The organism is Acidimicrobiales bacterium (assembly GCA_033344915.1).
Taxonomy (GTDB): domain Bacteria; phylum Actinomycetota; class Acidimicrobiia; order Acidimicrobiales; family Aldehydirespiratoraceae; genus JAJRXC01.
Map to the genome: position 1 here is coordinate 100081 of JAWPML010000001.1, position 19248 is coordinate 119328.

The 19248-nt window shown below is 70.2% G+C and carries 13 protein-coding genes; 3 read left to right on the top strand and 10 right to left on the bottom strand.

The annotated features are described in order from the left end of the window. Positions 1-11: 11 nt before the first annotated feature. Together R8F63_00480 and R8F63_00485 are read right to left on the bottom strand one after the other, a co-directional pair. On the bottom strand, positions 12-2150 hold the full coding sequence (locus R8F63_00480) for a hypothetical protein (protein MDW3217057.1): 2139 nt from the start codon (positions 2148-2150) through the stop codon (positions 12-14). Positions 2151-2194: 44 nt separating this feature from the next. Continuing rightward, positions 2195-2344 (bottom strand): hypothetical protein, encoded by a 150-nt coding sequence (locus R8F63_00485; protein MDW3217058.1) that lies wholly within the window; start codon positions 2342-2344, stop codon positions 2195-2197. Between the two features lie 150 nt (positions 2345-2494). On the opposite strand from R8F63_00485, the gene R8F63_00490 reads away from it, so the two are divergent. Next, complete coding sequence (locus R8F63_00490) at positions 2495-2770, top strand: GlsB/YeaQ/YmgE family stress response membrane protein (GenBank protein MDW3217059.1); 276 nt, start codon at positions 2495-2497, stop codon at positions 2768-2770. Between the two features lie 155 nt (positions 2771-2925). Here the strand turns inward: R8F63_00490 and R8F63_00495 are convergent, their stop codons facing one another. From R8F63_00495 to R8F63_00530, 8 genes are read right to left on the bottom strand one after another with little or no spacing between them, the layout of a single operon-like run. Then, complete coding sequence (locus R8F63_00495; protein ID MDW3217060.1) at positions 2926-3669, bottom strand: hypothetical protein; 744 nt, start codon at positions 3667-3669, stop codon at positions 2926-2928. After that, the gene (locus R8F63_00500) at positions 3659-4774 is read right to left on the bottom strand and encodes an FHA domain-containing protein (GenBank protein MDW3217061.1); all 1116 of its coding nucleotides are present in this window, start codon (positions 4772-4774) and stop codon (positions 3659-3661) included. The genes R8F63_00495 and R8F63_00500 overlap by 11 nt, the downstream gene beginning before the upstream one ends. Then, positions 4771-5583, bottom strand: a complete 813-nt coding sequence (locus tag R8F63_00505) for a PP2C family serine/threonine-protein phosphatase (GenBank protein MDW3217062.1) — start codon at positions 5581-5583, stop codon at positions 4771-4773. Before R8F63_00505 ends, R8F63_00500 begins: the two co-directional genes overlap by 4 nt. A 2-nt stretch (positions 5584-5585) precedes the next feature. Continuing rightward, positions 5586-6134 (bottom strand): hypothetical protein, encoded by a 549-nt coding sequence (locus tag R8F63_00510; protein ID MDW3217063.1) that lies wholly within the window; start codon positions 6132-6134, stop codon positions 5586-5588. Then, positions 6127-8439, bottom strand: coding sequence for a transglutaminase-like domain-containing protein (locus R8F63_00515; protein ID MDW3217064.1), 2313 nt, complete (start codon positions 8437-8439; stop codon positions 6127-6129). The genes R8F63_00510 and R8F63_00515 overlap by 8 nt, the downstream gene beginning before the upstream one ends. After that, positions 8436-9593 carry a DUF58 domain-containing protein gene (locus tag R8F63_00520; GenBank protein MDW3217065.1) on the bottom strand — a complete coding sequence of 386 codons (1158 nt, stop codon included), beginning with the start codon at positions 9591-9593 and terminating at the stop codon, positions 8436-8438. The genes R8F63_00515 and R8F63_00520 overlap by 4 nt, the downstream gene beginning before the upstream one ends. 5 nt (positions 9594-9598) lie before the next feature. Next, positions 9599-10570: a MoxR family ATPase gene (locus R8F63_00525; protein ID MDW3217066.1), complete on the bottom strand. Its 972-nt coding sequence runs from the start codon at positions 10568-10570 to the stop codon at positions 9599-9601. A 39-nt stretch (positions 10571-10609) separates the two neighbouring features. Further along, positions 10610-17095 (bottom strand): Ig-like domain-containing protein, encoded by a 6486-nt coding sequence (locus R8F63_00530; GenBank protein MDW3217067.1) that lies wholly within the window; start codon positions 17093-17095, stop codon positions 10610-10612. A 280-nt stretch (positions 17096-17375) separates the two neighbouring features. On the opposite strand from R8F63_00530, the gene R8F63_00535 reads away from it, so the two are divergent. Next, complete coding sequence (locus tag R8F63_00535) at positions 17376-18836, top strand: serine/threonine-protein kinase (protein ID MDW3217068.1); 1461 nt, start codon at positions 17376-17378, stop codon at positions 18834-18836. A 117-nt stretch (positions 18837-18953) separates the two neighbouring features. Further along, positions 18954-19244 (top strand): WXG100 family type VII secretion target, encoded by a 291-nt coding sequence (locus R8F63_00540; GenBank protein MDW3217069.1) that lies wholly within the window; start codon positions 18954-18956, stop codon positions 19242-19244. The last annotated feature ends 4 nt before the right edge of the window (positions 19245-19248 follow it).

Here is a 19248-nt window from a genome sequence, read left to right on the forward strand (position 1 = left end):
TCGTTCGGCGGTCAGGCCGCGGCCAGCACCTCGAGGAGGCCGCTGCGGCTCAGCACGGCCGAGTGGTCGCGGACGCCGGCGGCGCTGAGCTTCCTCGCGGTGGCATGGCCGCAGTGGGTCCAGATCAGCACGACGATGTCCCGCTCGGTGTCGGCGCCGCCGGCCCAGTCGAGCGCCGGTTGCTTCTTCCGTTCGCTCTCGTGCCACCGGAGGTCCTTGAGGCCGAGGTCGGTCTCGAGGGCGTCGGCCCACGGCGGGCGCTTGCCGCCCACGACGTGGAGCACCTTCCCCGTCAACGCGGGACGCAGCTTCGTCGCCGCGTCCTCGTCCTTCTTCTCGCGCCACTGCCGGAAGTCGTCGAGGTCGGCGAGCACGGCGCGCAACCGGTCGATCGCGGTGTCGACCTCCTCGTCGTCACCCACCGGCCACAGCTCCCGCAGGGTGAACGCCAGCTCCGTGGCGAGATCCGGGTCGCCGAGCCCGGCCGATTCCATCGCCGCCCCCAGGAGCAGGTCGCGGCCGGTGTCCAGGCCCGTCTCATGGTCGACGAACATGCGGGCGGTGGCGGCCCGCAGCCGGACCTGGTCGACCCGGGGAAGCAGTGCCCGGGCCCGTTCCCCGAGCTCGAGGACCTCGTCGATTTCCCCGGCGTCCACATGATCCTCGATCGCCTCGCGCAGGTAGGGCGCGAGCGCCGGGGTGTTGATGTCCCACGTGAGGATCTCGGCGAGGGCGTCGTCGGGCATGCGGTGGGGGTCGGGCCAGCGGTCGAGGGCCCGGCGCAGCCACGCCTCCGGGTCGGCCGGGGCGCACTCACGCACGACGCGCAGGGCGAGATCGTCGCGCAGCGTGGGGAAGACGTCGGGGAGCAGCCGGTCGAGCACGGTCTCCCCGGCGAACTGGTCGAGGATCACCTCGGCGATCTGGCGGACCGCGCCGTCGGGAAGGCGGGGGAGTTCCTTGGCGAGCTGGGCGACGTTGGACTCCACGCCGAGATCGATCTCACGAAGCAGACCGGCCACTTCGGTCGGGATGCTGTAGCGGAGCCCGGCGCTGAGTCGACGGAAGGCGTCGCCGGCGCGGAACCGGCTGGGATCGTCGAGAAGGTCGATCGTGGTCTCGTACTCGCCGACCACGTAGGCCGCCTCGGCGGTGACGGATCGCACGAGGGGATCGTCCGGGGCGAGGGGGAGGACGTGGGCGACCAGCAGATCCAGCCACTGCACCGGGTCGATGGCGTCGATCCGACTCAGCCGTTGGACGAGGCCCTGCACGAGGGCGGCGTCGACGGTCGACGCGGCCGACCCGTCCGTCGTGCGGGCGGCCGGCCCGGGCGGGATCGGCGCGGCGGGCACACTCGGCCGGTGCGCGTCGATGGTGAACGACAGCCGGGTCGACAGCAGCGGCTCGGGGACGAACGACAGATCCACGGTGTGGGTGCCCGCCGCGAGCGGCCGCACCGGCACGTGGAGATGGTCCTCGCCGTCGGCCCGTTCCTTCTCGATACCGCCGACCACGGAACCCGGCGGGTCGGAGTCGACCAGCACGGAATGCACGTGGTCGTTGCCCCCGGGGGAGTGGACCTCGATGACGGCCGTCGCGGCCTCGCCGAGCTCGAGGCGGCGTTCGCGGACCTCGTGGCCGTGGGGATCGAGGACCCGGACGACGCGGGCGAAGTTGGAGTCGGCGTAGAACTGGTTGCCCCGGAGACCGGCGACGACGTCGCGCCACGCCTCGCGGGCTTCGTGATCCGACCGGGGTGGCCGCATGCCGTCGGCCGGCGCCCGCCAGGCGAAGAACGGCGCGCCGGAGGGGTGGGGCCGATTCGGGGGCCGCAGCGCGGTGGGATCCTCGACCACCGGCCAGGGCCCGACCTTGACGGTCAGCCGGAGCCCGCTGCGGGTGCGTTCGGCGGCGGTGACGGTGGCGTAGCGGGCCGGATCGATCTTGGCGTAGGGGGAGTCCGACAAGATGATGACGGCGCCGTCGCCGACCGACACATCGAGGTCAGGGGCGAGCCAGCGTTCGGCGTAGGTGATGTCGAACTCGACACCCTCGTCGGCCGACACGAGCGCGACGTTCTGCTGCCGGTACTGCAGGATCCGGCCCGCCTTGAGCAGATGCAGCAGTTCGGGGGCATCGTCCGCCATGGCGGCTCAGACTACGGTCGCCCCCGATTCCGGGCCAGCGGGGGTCAGCGGCCGGCCTTCTCCTTGGCCGCCGCGATCAGCGACGCCAGACGGCTGCTTCCGGTGCCCGGTTCGCTGAGTTGAGCGAGGCGGTCCCGTTCGATGCGGTCCTTGAGGGTGGCCTTCGGGGCGGGGATGTGGCGGATTTCGGTCATTGTCGGTCTCTTCTGATCCAACGTGCACCCCACGATGGGGTTCACCCCTACAACGCACGAGACGGCGCGAAGTCGCGCGATTTCTCACAGGTTTGGCGGTGGCGCCCTCCGGGTAAGACCGAGCCACCCGCCAACCGAAGGAGACCCCTGATGCTCTGGTTTCTGTTGATTCTGCTCGTGTTCGGCCTCGTGTTCGGGGCCATTGCCCGCCTCCTGGTGCCCGGGCCCGATCCCATGGGCGTCGGCGGCACCTGGCTGCTCGGCGTCGTCGGTTCGTTCGTCGGTGGCTTCCTCGGCTACCTGATCTTCGGGGCCGATCTCGACGACGGCCCGATCCAGGTGGCCGGCGTGATCGGCTCGATCATCGGCTCGGTCGTGACGCTGCTCGTCTACAACCTCGTCTCGGACCGCCGGGCGGTCAGCTGATGTTCCCCCCGGCAGGCGGCGCCACCACCGCCGGCCCCGACGGTGGGCCCGGGACTCCCCCCGGTCCCGGGCCCGACCGTCCCATCACCCCCGACCCGACGCAGCCGCCCACGCCGGAAGTGCCGAAGCCGCCGTCGTGAGCGGGTGCGGGTGGATCACCCGTGCGGAGTCTCCGGCGAGGTTTCGGTCGGACGCATGGCCTCGAGCAGCGCGAGGTCGTCGCGCGAGACGATGCGCGTGGCGAGACAGTGTTCAACGAGGCGCGACCGACGGTCGATGGCGAGCTGGTCCGTGGAGCCGCGCAGGCCGGGTACTCCCGCTCGGCTGAACTTGGCGCAGAGATTGTCGATCTTGCGATTGAAGCGCGAGAGCTTCCAGCCGAGGCTGCGGGCCATCTCCGCGTTGCTGCGCATCGGACCGGTACGGTGCGGATCCTCGAGATCGTCCTTGGCGAGCATGACGAGTGCGAGGCGCTGATCGTCGGTGAGCGGGACGCGGCCGGCGGTGACCGTGGTCTCCGTCCCGGCGGGGTCGCCGGTCCCATCGGCCTCGGAGGAGGACACCACGGTCTGCCGCACCTCGAACTCGAACGGGGTCTTGCGGGCCTGGAAGCGGACCGTCGAGTTGGCGAACGTCAGGACCGCCTCACGGCCGGCATCGATGCTCAGACGGGACCGGCTCTCGCGGTCGACGAGGGTCACGGGGATGGTCCGACCTTCGTTGCGGACCCACCACAGCCCCTGACGGAAGATGAACCGGCCGAGCACTCGATGCAGCGTGCGGTCGGCATCGAGCGACAGGTCCGCGGCCCGGCCGAAGGTGAAGTCGCGATCAGGGGAGACGACGTGGGTCTCGCCGAGATACTCGATCACCAACTCGTTCGAACGCTCAGTCGACATCGAGAGCCGCCTCGTAGTCGAACGTGCGTGACCCGAGGATCACGTGGGCTCCGTGTTCGATCAGCTGGGGCGAATCGGGTTCGATCACGATCGGTGCGGCGCCGCTCGACGGCACGACGACCGTGCCGTTGGTGGAGCCGAGGTCCACGATCAGGGTGTCCCAACCGCGGAGGTTGATCATCGCGTGACGGCGCGACATCTTCTCGCCGGCGAGGGCCAGGGTCTCGGCGACGGTGTTCTCGGGCGCGACCGGCTTCCGGCCGATCACCAGGTCGCCCCGGAGGAGGTGGCTCGTGCCGTCGTCGAAGCGGAGGCGGCCGAGGGGAGGGCGCGTGATCTCCCGCACGTCCGCCGGGTCGTCGGAGAGGGGAGCATCGCACAGGCGGCAGTTCGAACGGCTGGGAGGATTCTCGTGACCGTGGTCGCACGCGAGCGCATCGACGCGGGGCGGGAGAAGGTCGACGATCTCGTCGCGTGCCGCGGGAACCCATGTCGCATCAGGGTCGGGCTCGGCGTCGGCCGCGGGTCCAGCATCGGGCATGGCGGGTGGTGCCGGTGTCGAGAAGACCTCGTCGAGCAGGCTCGTCGCCGCGGTGGCCGGGCCGGCGGACGGGGACGAGGACGCGCTCGAGGATGAGGACGAGGACGAGGACGAGGACGAGGACGAGGACGACTCGGTCGGGACCGCGAGGAGGAGTCGAAAGCCGCCGCTCGGCACCGTTCCGGCTTCGAGGTCGCTTCCATCCTGTGGCGGTAGGCCCGCGGCCACCTCCAGCGTGCCTTTCACGCGGCGAAGGCGGCGTTCGATCAACGAACCTGAACCCGCTCCCGACAGCATCGGCACGCCGGGTTGGTTCGTCGTGACCTCGAGGTCACCGAAGACGAGAATGTGTGGCTCCTCGCTCCAGTCGACGGCGACGAACGGCGGGACAGCATCGACACCCACGGCGTCGAGGTGTTCTTCGAGTGCCGTGGCGAGTCCTGAGTGACCTCCGGCCTCGCGGACCTCGATCGTTTCGTGGTCTTCGCCGTCGGGCACGAAGAGCAGCGCGTGTGGCCATCTCGTCAACCGGCCGGAGCCGGTCGCCAGCGCGAGCGAGATCACGGATGCAGCTCCCTGGTGCCGACGTCGACGACGACGGCCGTCGCGTTGTCACGGCCGCCGCGGAGGTCTGCTCGGGAGATGAGCGCCGCCGCGCTGTCGTCGCAGGCCTCCAGGTCGAGAGCGCCTGCGATCTCGTTGCTGGTGAGCTGACCGTGTATGCCGTCGGTGCAGAGGAGGAATCGATCGCCGGTCAGCAGGCTGTGCGAGGCGGAACTGATGGCGGGCACCCGACCGGTGGGAACGCCCAGATAGCTCGTCAGCGCGTCGAGTGGGACGCCTCGCTCGTTGCTTGCGTCGAGAGGAACGCCGGCTTGGAGGAACTCGTTGCGCACCGTGTGGTCGTGCGTGAGCTGCTCGAGTTGGCCGTCGCGGAGCCGGTACACGCGTGAGTCGCCGACGCCGGCCACCATCGCCGTGCGCCCCTTCAGGCTGAGCATGACGAGCGTGCTGCCGAGCCCGGTGACGCCGGCGCGCCGCCCCGCGTCGAGGACGGCCTCGTTGAGTCGGCCGATCAGCGCGTCGATTCCCTCGCCGTTCGGCGGGCCGTCGCCCGTCGACAGCGCGTCGACGACGGCCTGCGCGGCGACCTCGCCGCCGGCGTGGCCCCCCATACCGTCGGCGACCGCGAAGACGGTTTCGCCGTCAGCGTGCCACCGGTCCTCGTTCTGCTCGCGTACGTGACCGACCGATGTACGCCCTGCCCAGGAGGCCACGCGGAAGTGGTCCATCGAGCCGAGTCGACGGAGCTCCTCCAGCGCGGCGGTGTCGTTCGTCGGAAGTGTGTCCTCCTCCTCGTCGATCGCCGCCACGCTCAGCCGTCTTCCTGAGCGGGTTGTTCGTCGGAGGGCGCGTCCTCGCCCCCTCCGCCGCCGATCACGCCTGTCGCGACGAGGAGCAGCACCACGACGATGATCGCCGCGGCGGCCACCACGAGGTTCCGCCTGTTGGACGTGGACGAGCCGAAGTCCTTCGCCGGTGCCTCCGGCTGGACCATGCGAACCGGCGGCTGCCACCGCTCGCCGGCCGCGCTCCCGCCCGGCGCCGGGGCGGTGGCCGACGGCGCGGCGGGCGCGGGCACGACCGGCGGGGGCATGGCTGCGGAGAGCGGGGGAGGGGCGGGGGCAGGGGGCGGGGCCGGGCTCGGCGCAGGAACGGGTGCGGGCACGGGTGGCGTGGCGGGTGGGGGAGCCTGCGGCGGTGTGGTCGGCGGTGGGAGATCCGTCACGGCCGACTCGTCGGTGGGTTCGGGCCGGTCGGCCGGAGCTTCCGCAGCTTTCGCGGCGGCCTCTCTCGCGAGCCGTCGGACCTCTTCGAACATCTCGTCCGAGGCCTCGATCGTGCTCTCGTCTTCGTCACTCATCCGCGCCCCCGTCAGCGATGATGTCCGGCCGAAGCAGCGGACGGGGGTCAATTCTGGTCCGGATGCGGCGGGTTCGGCCAGCCGCGCGGTGGAGGCCGGCCACGACCTCGTCGGCGCGACCCCACGCCGCCTCGGCCCGCTCGATGCCGGGCTCCGTCGGGTGACCCGCAGCGTCCTCCACGTCGACGACGAGGGTCATGAGGGTCTCCGCCCCGTCGCTCGGCACGACCTCGCCGGCCAGCAGCGATCGGGCGCTCTCGCGCGGCGTGGCGTACTCCGGAAGTCTGAAGCCGACTTCGTGACTTCGATCGAGCACCTCCTGCCACGCGCCGGCGACGCGCCGGGCGGGCCGCCCGCTCGATCGCCGGCGTCGGGTGCGGCGGGCCTTCAGCAACAGCACGGTGCCGACCCCGAGCGCCACGATCAGCAACGGGGATGCGTACGCCACGCCGGTGGCGATCGAGCCCCAGGGAATCGTGGCGCCGCCGTCGTTCGGTTCGGGCAGTGGATCGAGCTCGGTCGTGTCGTCGATCAGGTCGTCCTGGTCGAAACGCGGCGGCGGGTCCGGTTGTTCCGGCTCGGGCGGCGGGTTCGGGGCGGCCACGGCCCGTTCCTGGAGACCGGCGGCTTGATCCTCCGGCTCCTCGATCCGCGGCGGTGTTACATCGATCGGCACCCAGCCGGCCTCGGCGAACAGGACCTCGACCCACGCGCTGATGTCCCCCGCACGGATCGCCGCGTCGCCGCCTTCCCATCGCTCCTCGAGTTCTTCATCCGGGATCAGGTAGCCCACGACCACCCGCGCCGGCACGTCCTGGCTGCGCAGCAACAGAGCGGCGGCGGCCGCGTACTGCTCCTCGAACCCGAGGAGTTGCTCGGAGTCCTGGAGGAAGGATTGGAGGCGGCTCATGCTGTGGCCGGGACGCGAGGCTCGCGTGTTGGCCGCAGCCGTGTAGCCGCCCTCGCGCAGTCGTTCCTGGAGCGCCGCCACCTGGCCTTGGCCGGCGTCCGCCCCTTCGAAGACGTCGGCGGCGAAGGCCGACATGTCCCCGGTGAGTTGGTCGCCGGTCGTCCCCGAGCTTCGGCCGACCGGCTCCCTGGTGTCGATCTCGCCGGCGTCGCGCGGGAGCACCGCGGTGAGTTCGTAGACGAGCCCTTCCGGCACGCCGCCGGGCACTGCGGTCGCCCCCGTGCGTTGGCTGAACATGAGCGTGGCCGGTTGGTTCGTGGTGATCTCGACCGGCCAGCCGTGGACGGGAAGCCAGATGTCGGCGACGCTTCCGCCGCCCACGAGCGAGTAGTCACGGATGGAGATCTCGACCTGCTGGACGGGCCGAGACTCGAGTGAGCTGTCGGTGGGTGCGGGGAACTTCGACCCGACCGACGTGAACTCGCCTTCGACGCCAGGGCGCTCGTCTGCGGCGATCCAGTTCACGCCGTCGTAGGACGGCAGAACGGCGATCGGCCACCGCGCGATCGGCGGACCGTCGGTCGAGGCCGTGAACACGACCAGATCGCGCGACGCCTCCGTGAGTGAGGCCTTGAGCTGGGCGAGTGGTGAGGGAAACGCCAACGGGTCGAATCGAGGGTCCTGATACTGCCGGAGATCGAACCGTTCCTCCGTCTCCGAGAGGGGCAGCCGAGGTCCGAGCATCGGCGCCGACACCGCAACGATCGCGATCGCCAGCGCTGCCGCGAGCAGGCCCTTGGTGCGAGATGACGCTCCGACGATGATCGTTTGACGAGATGAGCTGCGCAGCCGCTGCTGGAACCAGGCGACGACGATCGCCCCGACCACCGCGATCGCGCCCTGCGCAATGGCGAGCCCGCGGGTGTCGAACGTCAACAGCATGCTCGCGACGAGTGCTCCGATCGGCCCGATCGCCGGGAGGCCGACCGTGCGGACCGAGCGGAGCAGTTCGCTGCCGACGAGCGTGCCCATGAAGGCGATCGTGTACGGCAACACCCGCATCTCACCGGTCAGGTCGGCCGGCGGGATCGTCGACAGTAGTTCCGCCCATCCGCCGGTCAGACCGTCGGCGAACGCGCCGATCCCGCCGGCCGCCAGCGGCCCGAGCAGGGCGAATCCGGCGAAGCCGACGAGGACGGTCTCGCCGGCGACGAGGTTCAGGATCCGGCCGGCGACCACCACGAGGGCGGCACCGACGGCACCCAGGACGGCGGCCGCCAGAAATCCCCATTCGCCGAAGATGCCGTGGAAGCCGAGGGTCGCCGTGACCGAGAGGCCGGCGAGGATCACGGACGGCACCCAGAGGTCGAGCGGGAGGGCGGGCCGGTCGCTCATCGGGCGTATCGATTCCACGCCGCGCCGAACTCGGCGAGTGTCTGTGCGTCGATGGTTCGAGCACCGGGGACGGCGGTCGGATGCGTCGGGCCGGGCGGCCAGATGCGAGCGATGACGGTCCGGGCGCGCCGACGGAGATCCTTGGCGAGCAGCGTCATCGCCACCGGATCGATGGCGCCGCTGATCACGACCACCACGGACGTGCCGTTCTCGGTCGTCACGGCTTGGGAGGCGGCTCGATCCAGGTCGTGCGCACCGTCCTGGGTGATCTCGGCCAACCGGTCCAGCAGCCCGTCCCGTGACGAGGGGCGCGTGCGACCGACCACCGGACCGTCGGCGTTCCACAGTCCGAACGGCTGCTGGGCGAGCATCGCGGAGACGCCCAGGGACGCGGCCACCTCGACGGCGACCTCGAACTGTTCGGGCTCCATCGCGCTCGGCCGGTTGTCGAGGACGACGGTGACCTGGGGCCGTCGGTTGTCGACATAGTGCCGGACCATCGGCTTGTCGGCGCGCGCGGTCGAGAGCCAGTGGATGTGGCGGAAGTCGTCGCCCGCCTCGTATTCGCGTAGTGCATGGAACGCGACGTCGCCGGCGGGAGAACTCTCCGACGTGGGACCTTCGAGGTCCTTGGCGAACCCGACCGGGAGCGGTCGGAGGCTCGTGTAGCGGGGGTGGACCCACAGCAGGTCGGCCTTCTCCTGGGGGACCTCGCGTCGGAACAGATGCAGAGGGTCCTGCCGGGCGATGACCGCGGGTCCGACGGGGACGACGCCGCGCTGGTCCGTCGGGAGCTTGTACACGGCCTGGTGGCTTGCGCCCGCCCCGAGCGCCGGAACCTCGATGACCACCTGCTGTTCGCCGAGCTGGTCCTCGACCGTGCGACTCGAGAGGCGACCGTCCGTCGGATTGCGGATCTGCAGGATGGCTTGTGACCGGTGGCCGACCATGACCCGTTCCGGCGCGAGCGTGCGGACGACGTCGAGACGCATGCGACCGAGGATGAAGGGCGCACCCATGATCAGGGCGACGAGGGAGCCACCGGCGAGAACCATGAGCTCGATCCAGCCCAACCGCCACCCACCGATGTAGCCGGCGATACCGAGCGCGGCGACGACGGCGCCTGCCGCCGTCAGGGGAAACCGCGCCCGCATGTCGTTCAGCCCTCGGCTCGTACGGGCACCGGGGCGGCCACCGAGTCGAGCGCCCGTTCCACGAGGTCGTCCGTGCGGGTGCCGTGCAGCTCGGCCTCGGGCGTGAGCACCATGCGATGGCTCATGACCGCCGTCGCGACGGACTTGACGTCGTCCGGGGTGATGTAGACCCGCCCCTGGGCGACGGCGAGTGCGCGACTCGCCTTCATCAGCGAGACGGCGCCCCGGGTCGACACGCCGATCTCGAGTTCGGGCATCCGCCGTGTGGCGGCGGCGAGTTGCACGATGTAGCGCCGGAGCGGGTCCTCGAGATGAACCGCGTCGGCGACCTGCGTCATCCATTGGACGTCGTCGATCGTCAGCACCGCCTCCAGCCCTTCGGGCCGCACTCCCGACGCCATCGTGCGCAGGACGTCGACCTCGGCTTCCTCGTCGGGGTACCCGAGGGTGAGCCGCATCAGGAATCGGTCCAGTTGGGCCTCCGGCAAGCGGTAGGTGCCCTCTCGCTCGCCGGGGTTCTGCGTCGCGATCACGACGAAGGGCGGCTCGAGGTTTCGGGTTTCGGTGTCGACGGTGACCTGGCGCTCCTCCATCACCTCGAGCAGGGCGGACTGTGCCTTGGGTGAGGCCCGGTTGATCTCGTCGGCGAGTACGACGTTCGCGAACACCGGCCCCTCGCGGAACCGGAACTCGCCGGTCGCCTGGTTGTAGAGCAGTCCGCCCGTCACATCCGACGGGAGGAGATCGGGCGTGAACTGGATGCGGTTCCAGTCCCCGCCGAAGGTCTGGGCGATGGACTTGGCGAGCGAGGTCTTCCCGGTTCCGGGACGATCCTCGAGCAGGACGTGTCCCTGCGCGAGGAGACAGACGAGCGTCATGCCCACCTGGTCCTGCTTGCCCTTGATCACCCGCATGACGTTGGCCAGCGCCCGGTTGAACAGGCTGCTGAACCGGTCCGCGTGTTGTTGTTCGATCATCGTTTCGCTCCTCGGATGAGATCTTGTTCGGTCATCGCGCTACGACCCCCACGGGCGCACGGTGTCGCTCACGCCGTCCACGACGACGCGCATGCTGCCGTTCGGGAACCCGTACCAACAGCCGCTCGTGGAGTTGATGCGGCTTCCACTGCCCGACCCGTTGGTGGAGATGGTGACGGTGCTGACGTAGGTCGTGTAGTTCGTGCCGCCGCTGTCGTCGCTCTGGCAGAGGTAGGTGTAGGTGCGGTTCGGCGTGAAGCCGGAGATCTGGACGTTGACGTAGGAGCCCGATCCGCCGCACACGCTGCCGTCGGGGAACACCACGCCCGTGCAGCTCGCGCCCCGGGTGAGGGTGACCACCTTCGGCGCGACCGGCGTGGCGACCCGGGAACTCCACGAGCTCCTTCCGACGCTGTTGACGGCGCGTACACACACCCGGTACGACGTGCCGTTGTTGAGACCATTGAAGGTGTGGGTGCGGGGCGAGACCGGCTTGTCGGTGTCGCCCCCGGAGCACGACCCGCCCGTCGTGCGCAGCACCTCGTAGCCGGTGACGGCACTGCCATTGGCGGCGGCGGCGTTCCACGAGATGGCGATCGACCCGTTGCCCGGACTCGCGCTGAGCCCGCCCGGCGCGCTGGGCACGTCCGGGGTCGTCACGCTGACGTTGGCGCTGGCGGCACCCGATCCCGCTTCGACGTTCACGCCCCGGACCCGGAAGTTGTAGGTCGTTCCCCTCGCCAGGCCGGTCCAGGTGTAGGACGTCGCCGTCCCGTTGCGTGTGATCCAGCTGCTTCCGCCGTTGTTGGAGATCTCGTAGGCGGTCAGGGTGCCGCCGTTCGGGCCGGCGGCCGTCCAGGTGAGGGCGACCGAACCCTGGTCGTCGGGATTCGCCGACGTGATCGTCGGGGCGAGCGGCGGTCCGGCGGGGGTCACGGAGGCGGACGACGGGCTCGGCTTGCCGGCGTTCCCATCGAGGGTGACCTTGTTGTTGGCGGTCACCGTGAACGTGTACGGCGTGCCGTTGGTGAGCCCGGTGAACACATGGTCCGTGGCCCCGGCCGACGCGGTCTGCGTGGCGCCGAGGTTGTTCTCGATCGTGTAGTCGAGGATCGGGTAGCCCTGGTCGTTCGGTGGTGTCCAGCTGACCGTGACGGAGGTGTCGCCTCGCACCACCGTGGGGGTCGGCGGCGCGTCCGGCACGTCGCCCGGCGCGATCGCATCGGACCAGAGGCTGACACTGGTGCTCGTGTCCGTGCCGGACAGCGGATCGCGGTTCACCGCGCGGACCCGGAATCGCACCGGGTCGCCGTTTGCCAGGTCGGTCCAGGTGTACTGGTTCGCACCCGGCACCGCCGTCACCTGGATCCAGTTGGAGGTTCCTTCGCGCTGCACGTCGTAGGTGCTGATCGTGTCGCCGCCGTCGTAGGGCTCGTTCCAGCTGATGATGACCTGGCGGTCGCCGTATGCCACCTGCGGCTTCGCCGGTGCGGTCGGGACGGTCAACGGGTGCTCGCCGGCGGACCACGGAGACCAATCGGACCATCCGTTGTTGTCCGCCGCGGCGCTGTTCTGGGCGCGCACCCGGAACTGGTAGTCGGTTCCGTTGGTCAGGCCGGTCCAGAGCAGGCTCGTCGCGTTGCTCTGGGTCTCGCGGGTCTCGAGGGTCTGACCGCCGCCGATCTCGATCTGGTAGTTGATGACGGGCGAACCCGCCGACACCGCGTCGGGCCAGGTGATGTCGAGTTCGCGGTCACCGAACGTGAGCAGCGGGGTGGACGGCGGTTCCGGCCGGACGTCCGGGGTACACGGACTCGACTCGACGCTGGCGACGCCCGTTCCGGCCTCGTTCACGGCCGTGACGGTGAACCGGTAGGTCGTGGCGTTGTCGAGCCCGTCCCACCGGTAGTTCGTCGCCGGGTCGGACAGGAACTCGAGATGGCCGGTGCCGCCGAACGAGTCCGTGTAGTCCAGGATGTAGCCGTCGATGGCGGCACCGTTGCCCGCCGGGGTGTTCCACGTGAGCACGCAGTACCGGTCACCGAACGAGTCGACCGCTGGCGGTTGCGGTTGGGCCGGGAACCCGACGACTTCCACGTTCACCGTGCCGATCCCCACCTGCGTGTCGAGACGACGGCCGTCCTGCACCGTGTAGGTGAAGGTCGCGGTCCCGAAGAAGGTCGGGTCCGGCGTGAAGGTGATCGTCGATCCGTCGAGGATCTCCACGGTGCCGTCGGGCGTCGTGCCGACTTCGGTGATGAGGAGGCCGTCCCCCTCGAGGCCCTGCGGCGAGTTGTCGGTGTCGTTCTCGAGCGGTGTGACCGAAAGAGGCTGGGTTTGCAGCGTGCGTGCGCTGTCCGCGTTGGCGATGGGGGCCGCGTGGGCGGACGGTGTGAGCGTGACGTTGATCGTCCCCTGCGCGGCCTCGCCGGCTTCGTCGGTCGCGGTGTAGGTGAACGAGTCGGTCTCGCCACCGAGATCCGGTGTGCTCGAGATCGTGACGACGCCCGTCGCCGGGTCGACGCCGAGCGTCACGAGGCCGTTGGTCGCTGCCGACACGGTGTAGGTCAGGGAGTCCTGGGTGGGGTCGCGTTCGATGTCGAGGTCCGAGACCAGGCCGTCGAGATCGAACGGCTCGGGGATACCGGCGGTCGCCGTGAGCGACGCATCCGTGGCCACGGGCGGGCGGTTGCCCGGCGGTCCGACCCTCACCGTCATCGCCGCGGCGATGGTGTGTCCCTGCTGGTCATCGACCAGGAAGTCGAACGTGGCGGCACCCTCGAACAGCGGGTCGGGGGTGAAGCGCACGGTGAGCCGGTCCGGCTCGACGGGACCGATCGTCTGGACCGATCCGCCGGTCACGCTCGTCCCGGGTGTGTAGAACAGAACATCGTCGTCCGGGTCACTCACGCCGAGGTGCAGGTCGATGTCGATCGCCGTCTCGAAGGGCGTGTCGACGCTGCGGACCGGCACGATGGGAGCCTGGTTGGGCACCACGAGCACCGTGATGTTGGCGGTGTTCGACTCGAGCCCGTCCGGACTCACCACTCGATACGGGATCTGGACGGTGGCCTCCGGGACCGTCACGGTGACGAGCCCGTCCGCGCCGATCGTGAACGACCCGTCACCCGGATCGACGACCTGCAGTCCCGTGGGCGGGTCGTCGTTGAGGCGGGGGTCGAAGGTGTGGGAGCTCCCGGCCCGCAGCGGGCCCACGGTGTCGTCGAGAGCGATCGGTGGCAGCGGGTCGGGGGCCGTCTCGAGATCGAGGACGACCTGGGCCGAGGCCGTACCGCCGGCCTGGTCGCTGATCGTGTAGCCGAACGCGACCTCTCGGCTCTCGCCCTCAGCGGGTGGTGTGTAGACGACGCTGCCGCCGCCCTCGGCGATCGCGACCTGGCCGGCACCGACCGTCGTAACGGCGGTGACCACGAGCGGGTCACCGTCGGGGTCGGTGTCGTTGCGCAGCACGGGAATGGGCACCGCGGGGCCACCGATCTCGACGGTGGGCACGATCCGGATGTCGTCGATGGCGCTCGGCTCCCGGTTGACGGTCACCTCGGGCATCACGCCCACCAGCACCTCACCGACAGCGCGCAGCGGCTCGCCCTCGACACCGGCGGGAGGCGTGTAGCCGTCGATCAGCGTGTAGCCGAACTCGTCCGGCCCCGAATAGCCGGACGCGGGGGTGTAGAGGATCCTGCCGTCCTCGAGCACCTCGGCCGAGCCGTGGCGCGGTTGTCGGGCGATGCCCTCGATGGAGATCGGGTCACCGTCGGGATCGGAGTCGTTGAAGAGCACGTCGACGATCTCCGGTGTGTCCTCCTGGGTCCGAACGATGTCGGGTCGCGCGATCGGCGGTCGGTTCGGCTGGGTCGCCGGCACGACGCGGACGTCGACCGCGGCCGAAGCCCGGTTTCCGGCGTCGTCGACGACGTCGTAGGCGAAGCTGAAACCGAACTGTTGGGTCTCGGGGATGCTCACGAGGAGCTGTGATCCGTCGGGCGTGATGCGGATGGATGCCTCGGGAAGCTCGGCGCGATCGCCGACCGGGCCCACGATGGTCAGCGCACCGCCGTCCGGGTCGAAGTCGTTGACGAGGACGGCCGCGACCGTGGTCTGGCCGGCGCGGGCGTCGACCACGTCCGGGTTGGCGACCGGGGGTCGATCGGTCGGATCGACCGCGGTGAGCGACACGACGACCGCCCCGCGGACGTCGGGCGCCGTGCCGTCCGAGATCCAGTAGTAGAAGGTCGAGCGCGGTGGCGCGTCGGCGGCTGCCGTCACCAGGAACCCGACGCCGTCGACCTCGCTGATGGACAGTCCGGGCGCCTCGGTCCGTCCGACGATCGCCACGACGTCGCCGTCCGGATCGCCGTCGTTGTCCAGGACGCGGACCATGCGGGTTTCGCCGGCGGTGAGGGTGACGTCGTCGCGAACGGCGACGGGTGGCCGGTTCTCGTCGCCCGGTGAGACCTCGATGCGGATCTGTGCCTCGACGGCACTCGGGCCGTCGCTCGCGACGTAGACGAAGCGGTGGGTGCCCGGGGTCGTCGGGGTGTAGAGGAACGCGCCGTCGGCGGCAAGGTCCGCGTCGGCGTCGGCCGGCTCGATGGCGCGCAGGCCGCGGGCGGTGAGGAGGTCGCCGTCCGGGTCGCTGTCGTTGGCGAGGACATCGAGGGTGACGGCTCGGCCGACCTTCGTCGACCCGACGTCGCTCAGTGCGACCGGCGGCTCGTTGCTGTTCTCGGGGCGAACAAAGATCCGCACGGTCCCGGTCGCCTCGGCCCCGTAGTCGTCGACGACGGTGTACTCGAGCTCGTGAACACCATCGGGTGAGGTGGTGTCCGGCCGGTAGACGATCTCCCCGTCGGAGGTGAACGACACCGCGCCGGTACCGGCGGTGCTCTCGACCGCCACGAGGAGGATCACGTCGCCGTCGGGGTCACGATCGTTCGCGACGACGTTCAGCGAGACACTCTCGCCGGCCCGCACCTTGGCGTTGTCCGCCGCGGCTTGGGGCGCGCGGTTCGCCTCGGAGCTGTCCACCAGGACCTGGAGCGTGACCGTCGCCGATGCGTCGCCGCCTCGCCCGTCCGTGATGGTGTACGAGAACGTGATCTGTCCCTGGAACCCCTCCGGGGAGGTGACCTGCACGGCCCGCCCGTCGGCGGTCGGTTCGATCACGAGCCCCTGGGCGCTGTCGGGCGCCACCACGTCGAAGATCTCGACCACGACCAGAGGATCGTTGTCCGGGTCGGCGTCGTTGCGCAGCACGTCGACCACCACCGGTCGGTCGAGGCGCGTGGCCGCCTCGTCGTCGACCGCGACGGGCACCTGATTCTCACCCTCGGCATCGGGTTCGAGGACACGAGGGTCGATCTCTCCGGCGTCGGGATCGAGTCGCAGCGAGTCCTCGCCTCCGGCGGTCCCGGCGGCGTCTTCGTCGATCTCCGAGAGGATGACGGTGGACCAGTCCGACAACTGCTGGAGGTCGAGGTCTTCGTCGACCGTCCACACATCGCCCGTGCGGACGTTGTTCAGCCAGATCCATCCGTTGACCAGGCGAAGCTGGAGTTCGGCGCCGACACCCGCGATCGGCTGCGGTGGCTGGCCGCAGAACTCGAACGCCGGCTCGGGCATCGTGGTGACCACCCAGACACAGCCGCGGTGGACGATCGGTGGCAGGGGAGCTCCCCCTTGGAGGCGTTCACGGACGGTCGACTGTCCGTTCCCCAGGTCGATCTCGACGACGTCGCCGTCGGCCTCGATTCCGACGACGGTGGGCGCCGACGGCGAAGGCTGCTGGATCTGCACGAGGGGGGAGTCCAGCCCGTGCTCCACGGATCCGCTGCGGGAGACGACGACGAGTCGGCCGTCGTCGAACGCGAGCACCGCGCGATCACCGACGACGGTGAGCAGGCCTCGCGAGCGGGGTGCGGCGGTGGCGATCGTCTTCGCCGCGTTCGCGGTGAGCCAGGTGAGGTCGCCGGTCCCGGTGTCGAACACGGCGACGGCACCGTCCGTGCCGACGGCCGTCTGCACCGGCGACTGCGTGTTGATGTCCGGAGTCTCTTCTTCGACGACGCGGATCGTGGCGAGTTCGATGCGGTCGAGCCGCCAGACTCTGCCCGTCTCGCCGTCCGCCACCACGACGCCGTCGGCGAGCGCATACACGCGCACGGCCGCGCCGGGCGGGACCGCGATCGTGACGGGTGTCGTCGCAGAGGAGGGATCGACGATCCGCAGCTGGGCGGCGCCCCGGTCGTGGACGATGACCGTGCGGCCGGCCTGATCGACCACGAAGTCGCCGGAGGAGAACCCGCTGATGACGCCGGTAAGTTCACGCGAGGCGCGGTCGACATGCCCAATCGCCTGTTCGTTGCGGTTGATCAGCCACGCGCCGCCGTCGTTCGTCTCGGTCTCGGCCGCGGACCGCCCGTCCGCGAGCAACACGGCGGCCGCGACGGCCGCGATCATCACGGTGGCGAGGATGGACGCGGCCACCGCGCGGCGGCGACGCATCACGTTCGAACCCCCGAGCTGCCCCGGGCCCACCTGTCACGCAAGCCGTTCTCGCCTTTCCGCCACGGTCCGGCTGAACGTAACAGTGCCGGTAGCGGGCGGGCCAGCGGAGAGGTAGGTCGCATCACGCCTCCGACGCTACGAAACGGGACCCGGTCAGGCGATGGGGACGACTCCCCATCCGGTGGCGATCCCCTCGGCGTGCGTGCCCAGCGGAAGTGCGCAATGCTTCGAAGCCACGATGGCCTGCCGCGGGCGCAGGTTCGAGGCGAAGAGCGGTATGAGCGAGGAGCAGGGAAGCTCGGACGGGGTGCGCGTCGACGGATTCAGCGACCTGCGCCGAATCGGCCATGGCGGGTTCTCGGCGGTGTACGACGGCGTGCAGGACGGCATGGCCCGCCGTGTCGCGATCAAGGTCCTGAACGCCAGCATCGACGACGAGACGCAGCGACGGGCCTTCGAACGTGAGTGCGCGTTGATGGGTCGCTTGTCGAGCCATCCGAACATCGTTACCGTCCACGCGCCGGCGTTCACGGAGGATCGTCGACCGTGCATCGTGATGGAGTTGTACGCCGGCAACTACCGCTCGCGGGTCACGCCGGGGAACGGACTCGAGATCGCCGAGGTCATCGACGTCGGGATCACCGTCGCCGAGGCCCTCGCCCACGTGCATCGGGGCGACATCGTCCATCGCGACGTCAAGCCGCACAACATCTTCGTGTCCGAACACGGCCCCGTGCTCGCCGACTTCGGGATCTCCTCGGTGCGCACCGAGCAGACGGTGACCGGAGCGGGCGGCTTCTCGGTCGACTACAGCGCGCCCGAGGTGCTCGAGGAGGGCGACGGCGGGATCGCGGCCGACATCTACGCGCTCGGTGCATCGCTCTTTCATCTCGCCGCCGGGCAACCGCCGTTCGCGTCCGAGGGCGAGCATCGGCTGCAACGCACCATCCAGCGCATCATGACCGAGCCACCGCCGCGGCTCGAACGAAGCGACGCGCCGTCGGCGCTCGACCGTCTGCTGCGCGAGGCGATGGACAAGGACGCCGTCCGTCGACCGATCTCGGCGGAGAGCTTCGCGACCCGGTTGCGCGACATCACGGTGCGGCCCGGCGCGTCGCCGTCCGCCGGGACCTCGGGACTGTTCGCGCCGCCGGTCACCACGCCGGTCGAACGCCCGCCGGCCGGGCCGCGGTTCGCGGACTCCCCGTCCGACGAGCCGACCCCGACGTCCACCGGCACCCAGCCCCAACAAACGGTCACCGTCGCCCGCGCCGAGGATCGAGTCGAGGAGCCGCCCGATCTCGAGCCGGCGCCGGAGGACCGACTCGCCACCGCGCCTCAACGCGCCGTCGTCGTCGGGGTCGCCGCGGTGGTTGCGGCCCTCCTGATCGGGCTCGTCGTGTGGGCGCTCGCCCGCGGAGACGATGGCTCCGATCCCGCTCCGACAACGACCGTGAACCTGCCCGTGGACGACTCCTTCTTCGATGCCGTCCCGCCACCGACGGGCGTGGATGCGGTCGCGTCGGCGGGCGTGGTCACGGTGAGCTGGGTGGCCGGGGCCGAGGGCCTCGACTATGTCATCCAGGACTCCGCGGACAACGTGCTGGTGACGGTGGCGTCCTCCCCGGCGCTCGTGGAAGGTCTCGGCGCCGGCACCCACTGCCTGACCGTCAAGGCCGTGAACGACCTGGGTCAGCAGTCCGAACAGGAGGCGGCGCCGTGCGTGACCATCGAATAGGCGCCGCATGCGGGTGGTGACCGGTCCCCATGTACGGATCGCCACCGCTCCTTTACCTTCAAGATCGCCGGGTCGAACGGGCTCGGAGAAATCCCAAGCACAGGAGAACCACACATCATGAGCGAGATCCTTCTCAAGGCCGACGAGGCCCGGAACGCGGCAACCGACGTCAAGAACTCGGCGGGCAACGCACAGAGCGACATCGATGCACTGCGGACACGACTCGGCGCCCTGTCTGATTCGTTCCGAGGCCAGTCCGCCATCGCGTGGGAGGACCGCTTCACGGAATGGGACACGAGCGCCAAGCAGCTGCTCGAAGCGCTCGACGCCCTCGGGCAGTTCCTCAACAGCGCGGCCGACACGATCGAGCAGACCGATCAGTCGATCGCCGACCAGCTCCGCGGTTGAGCAC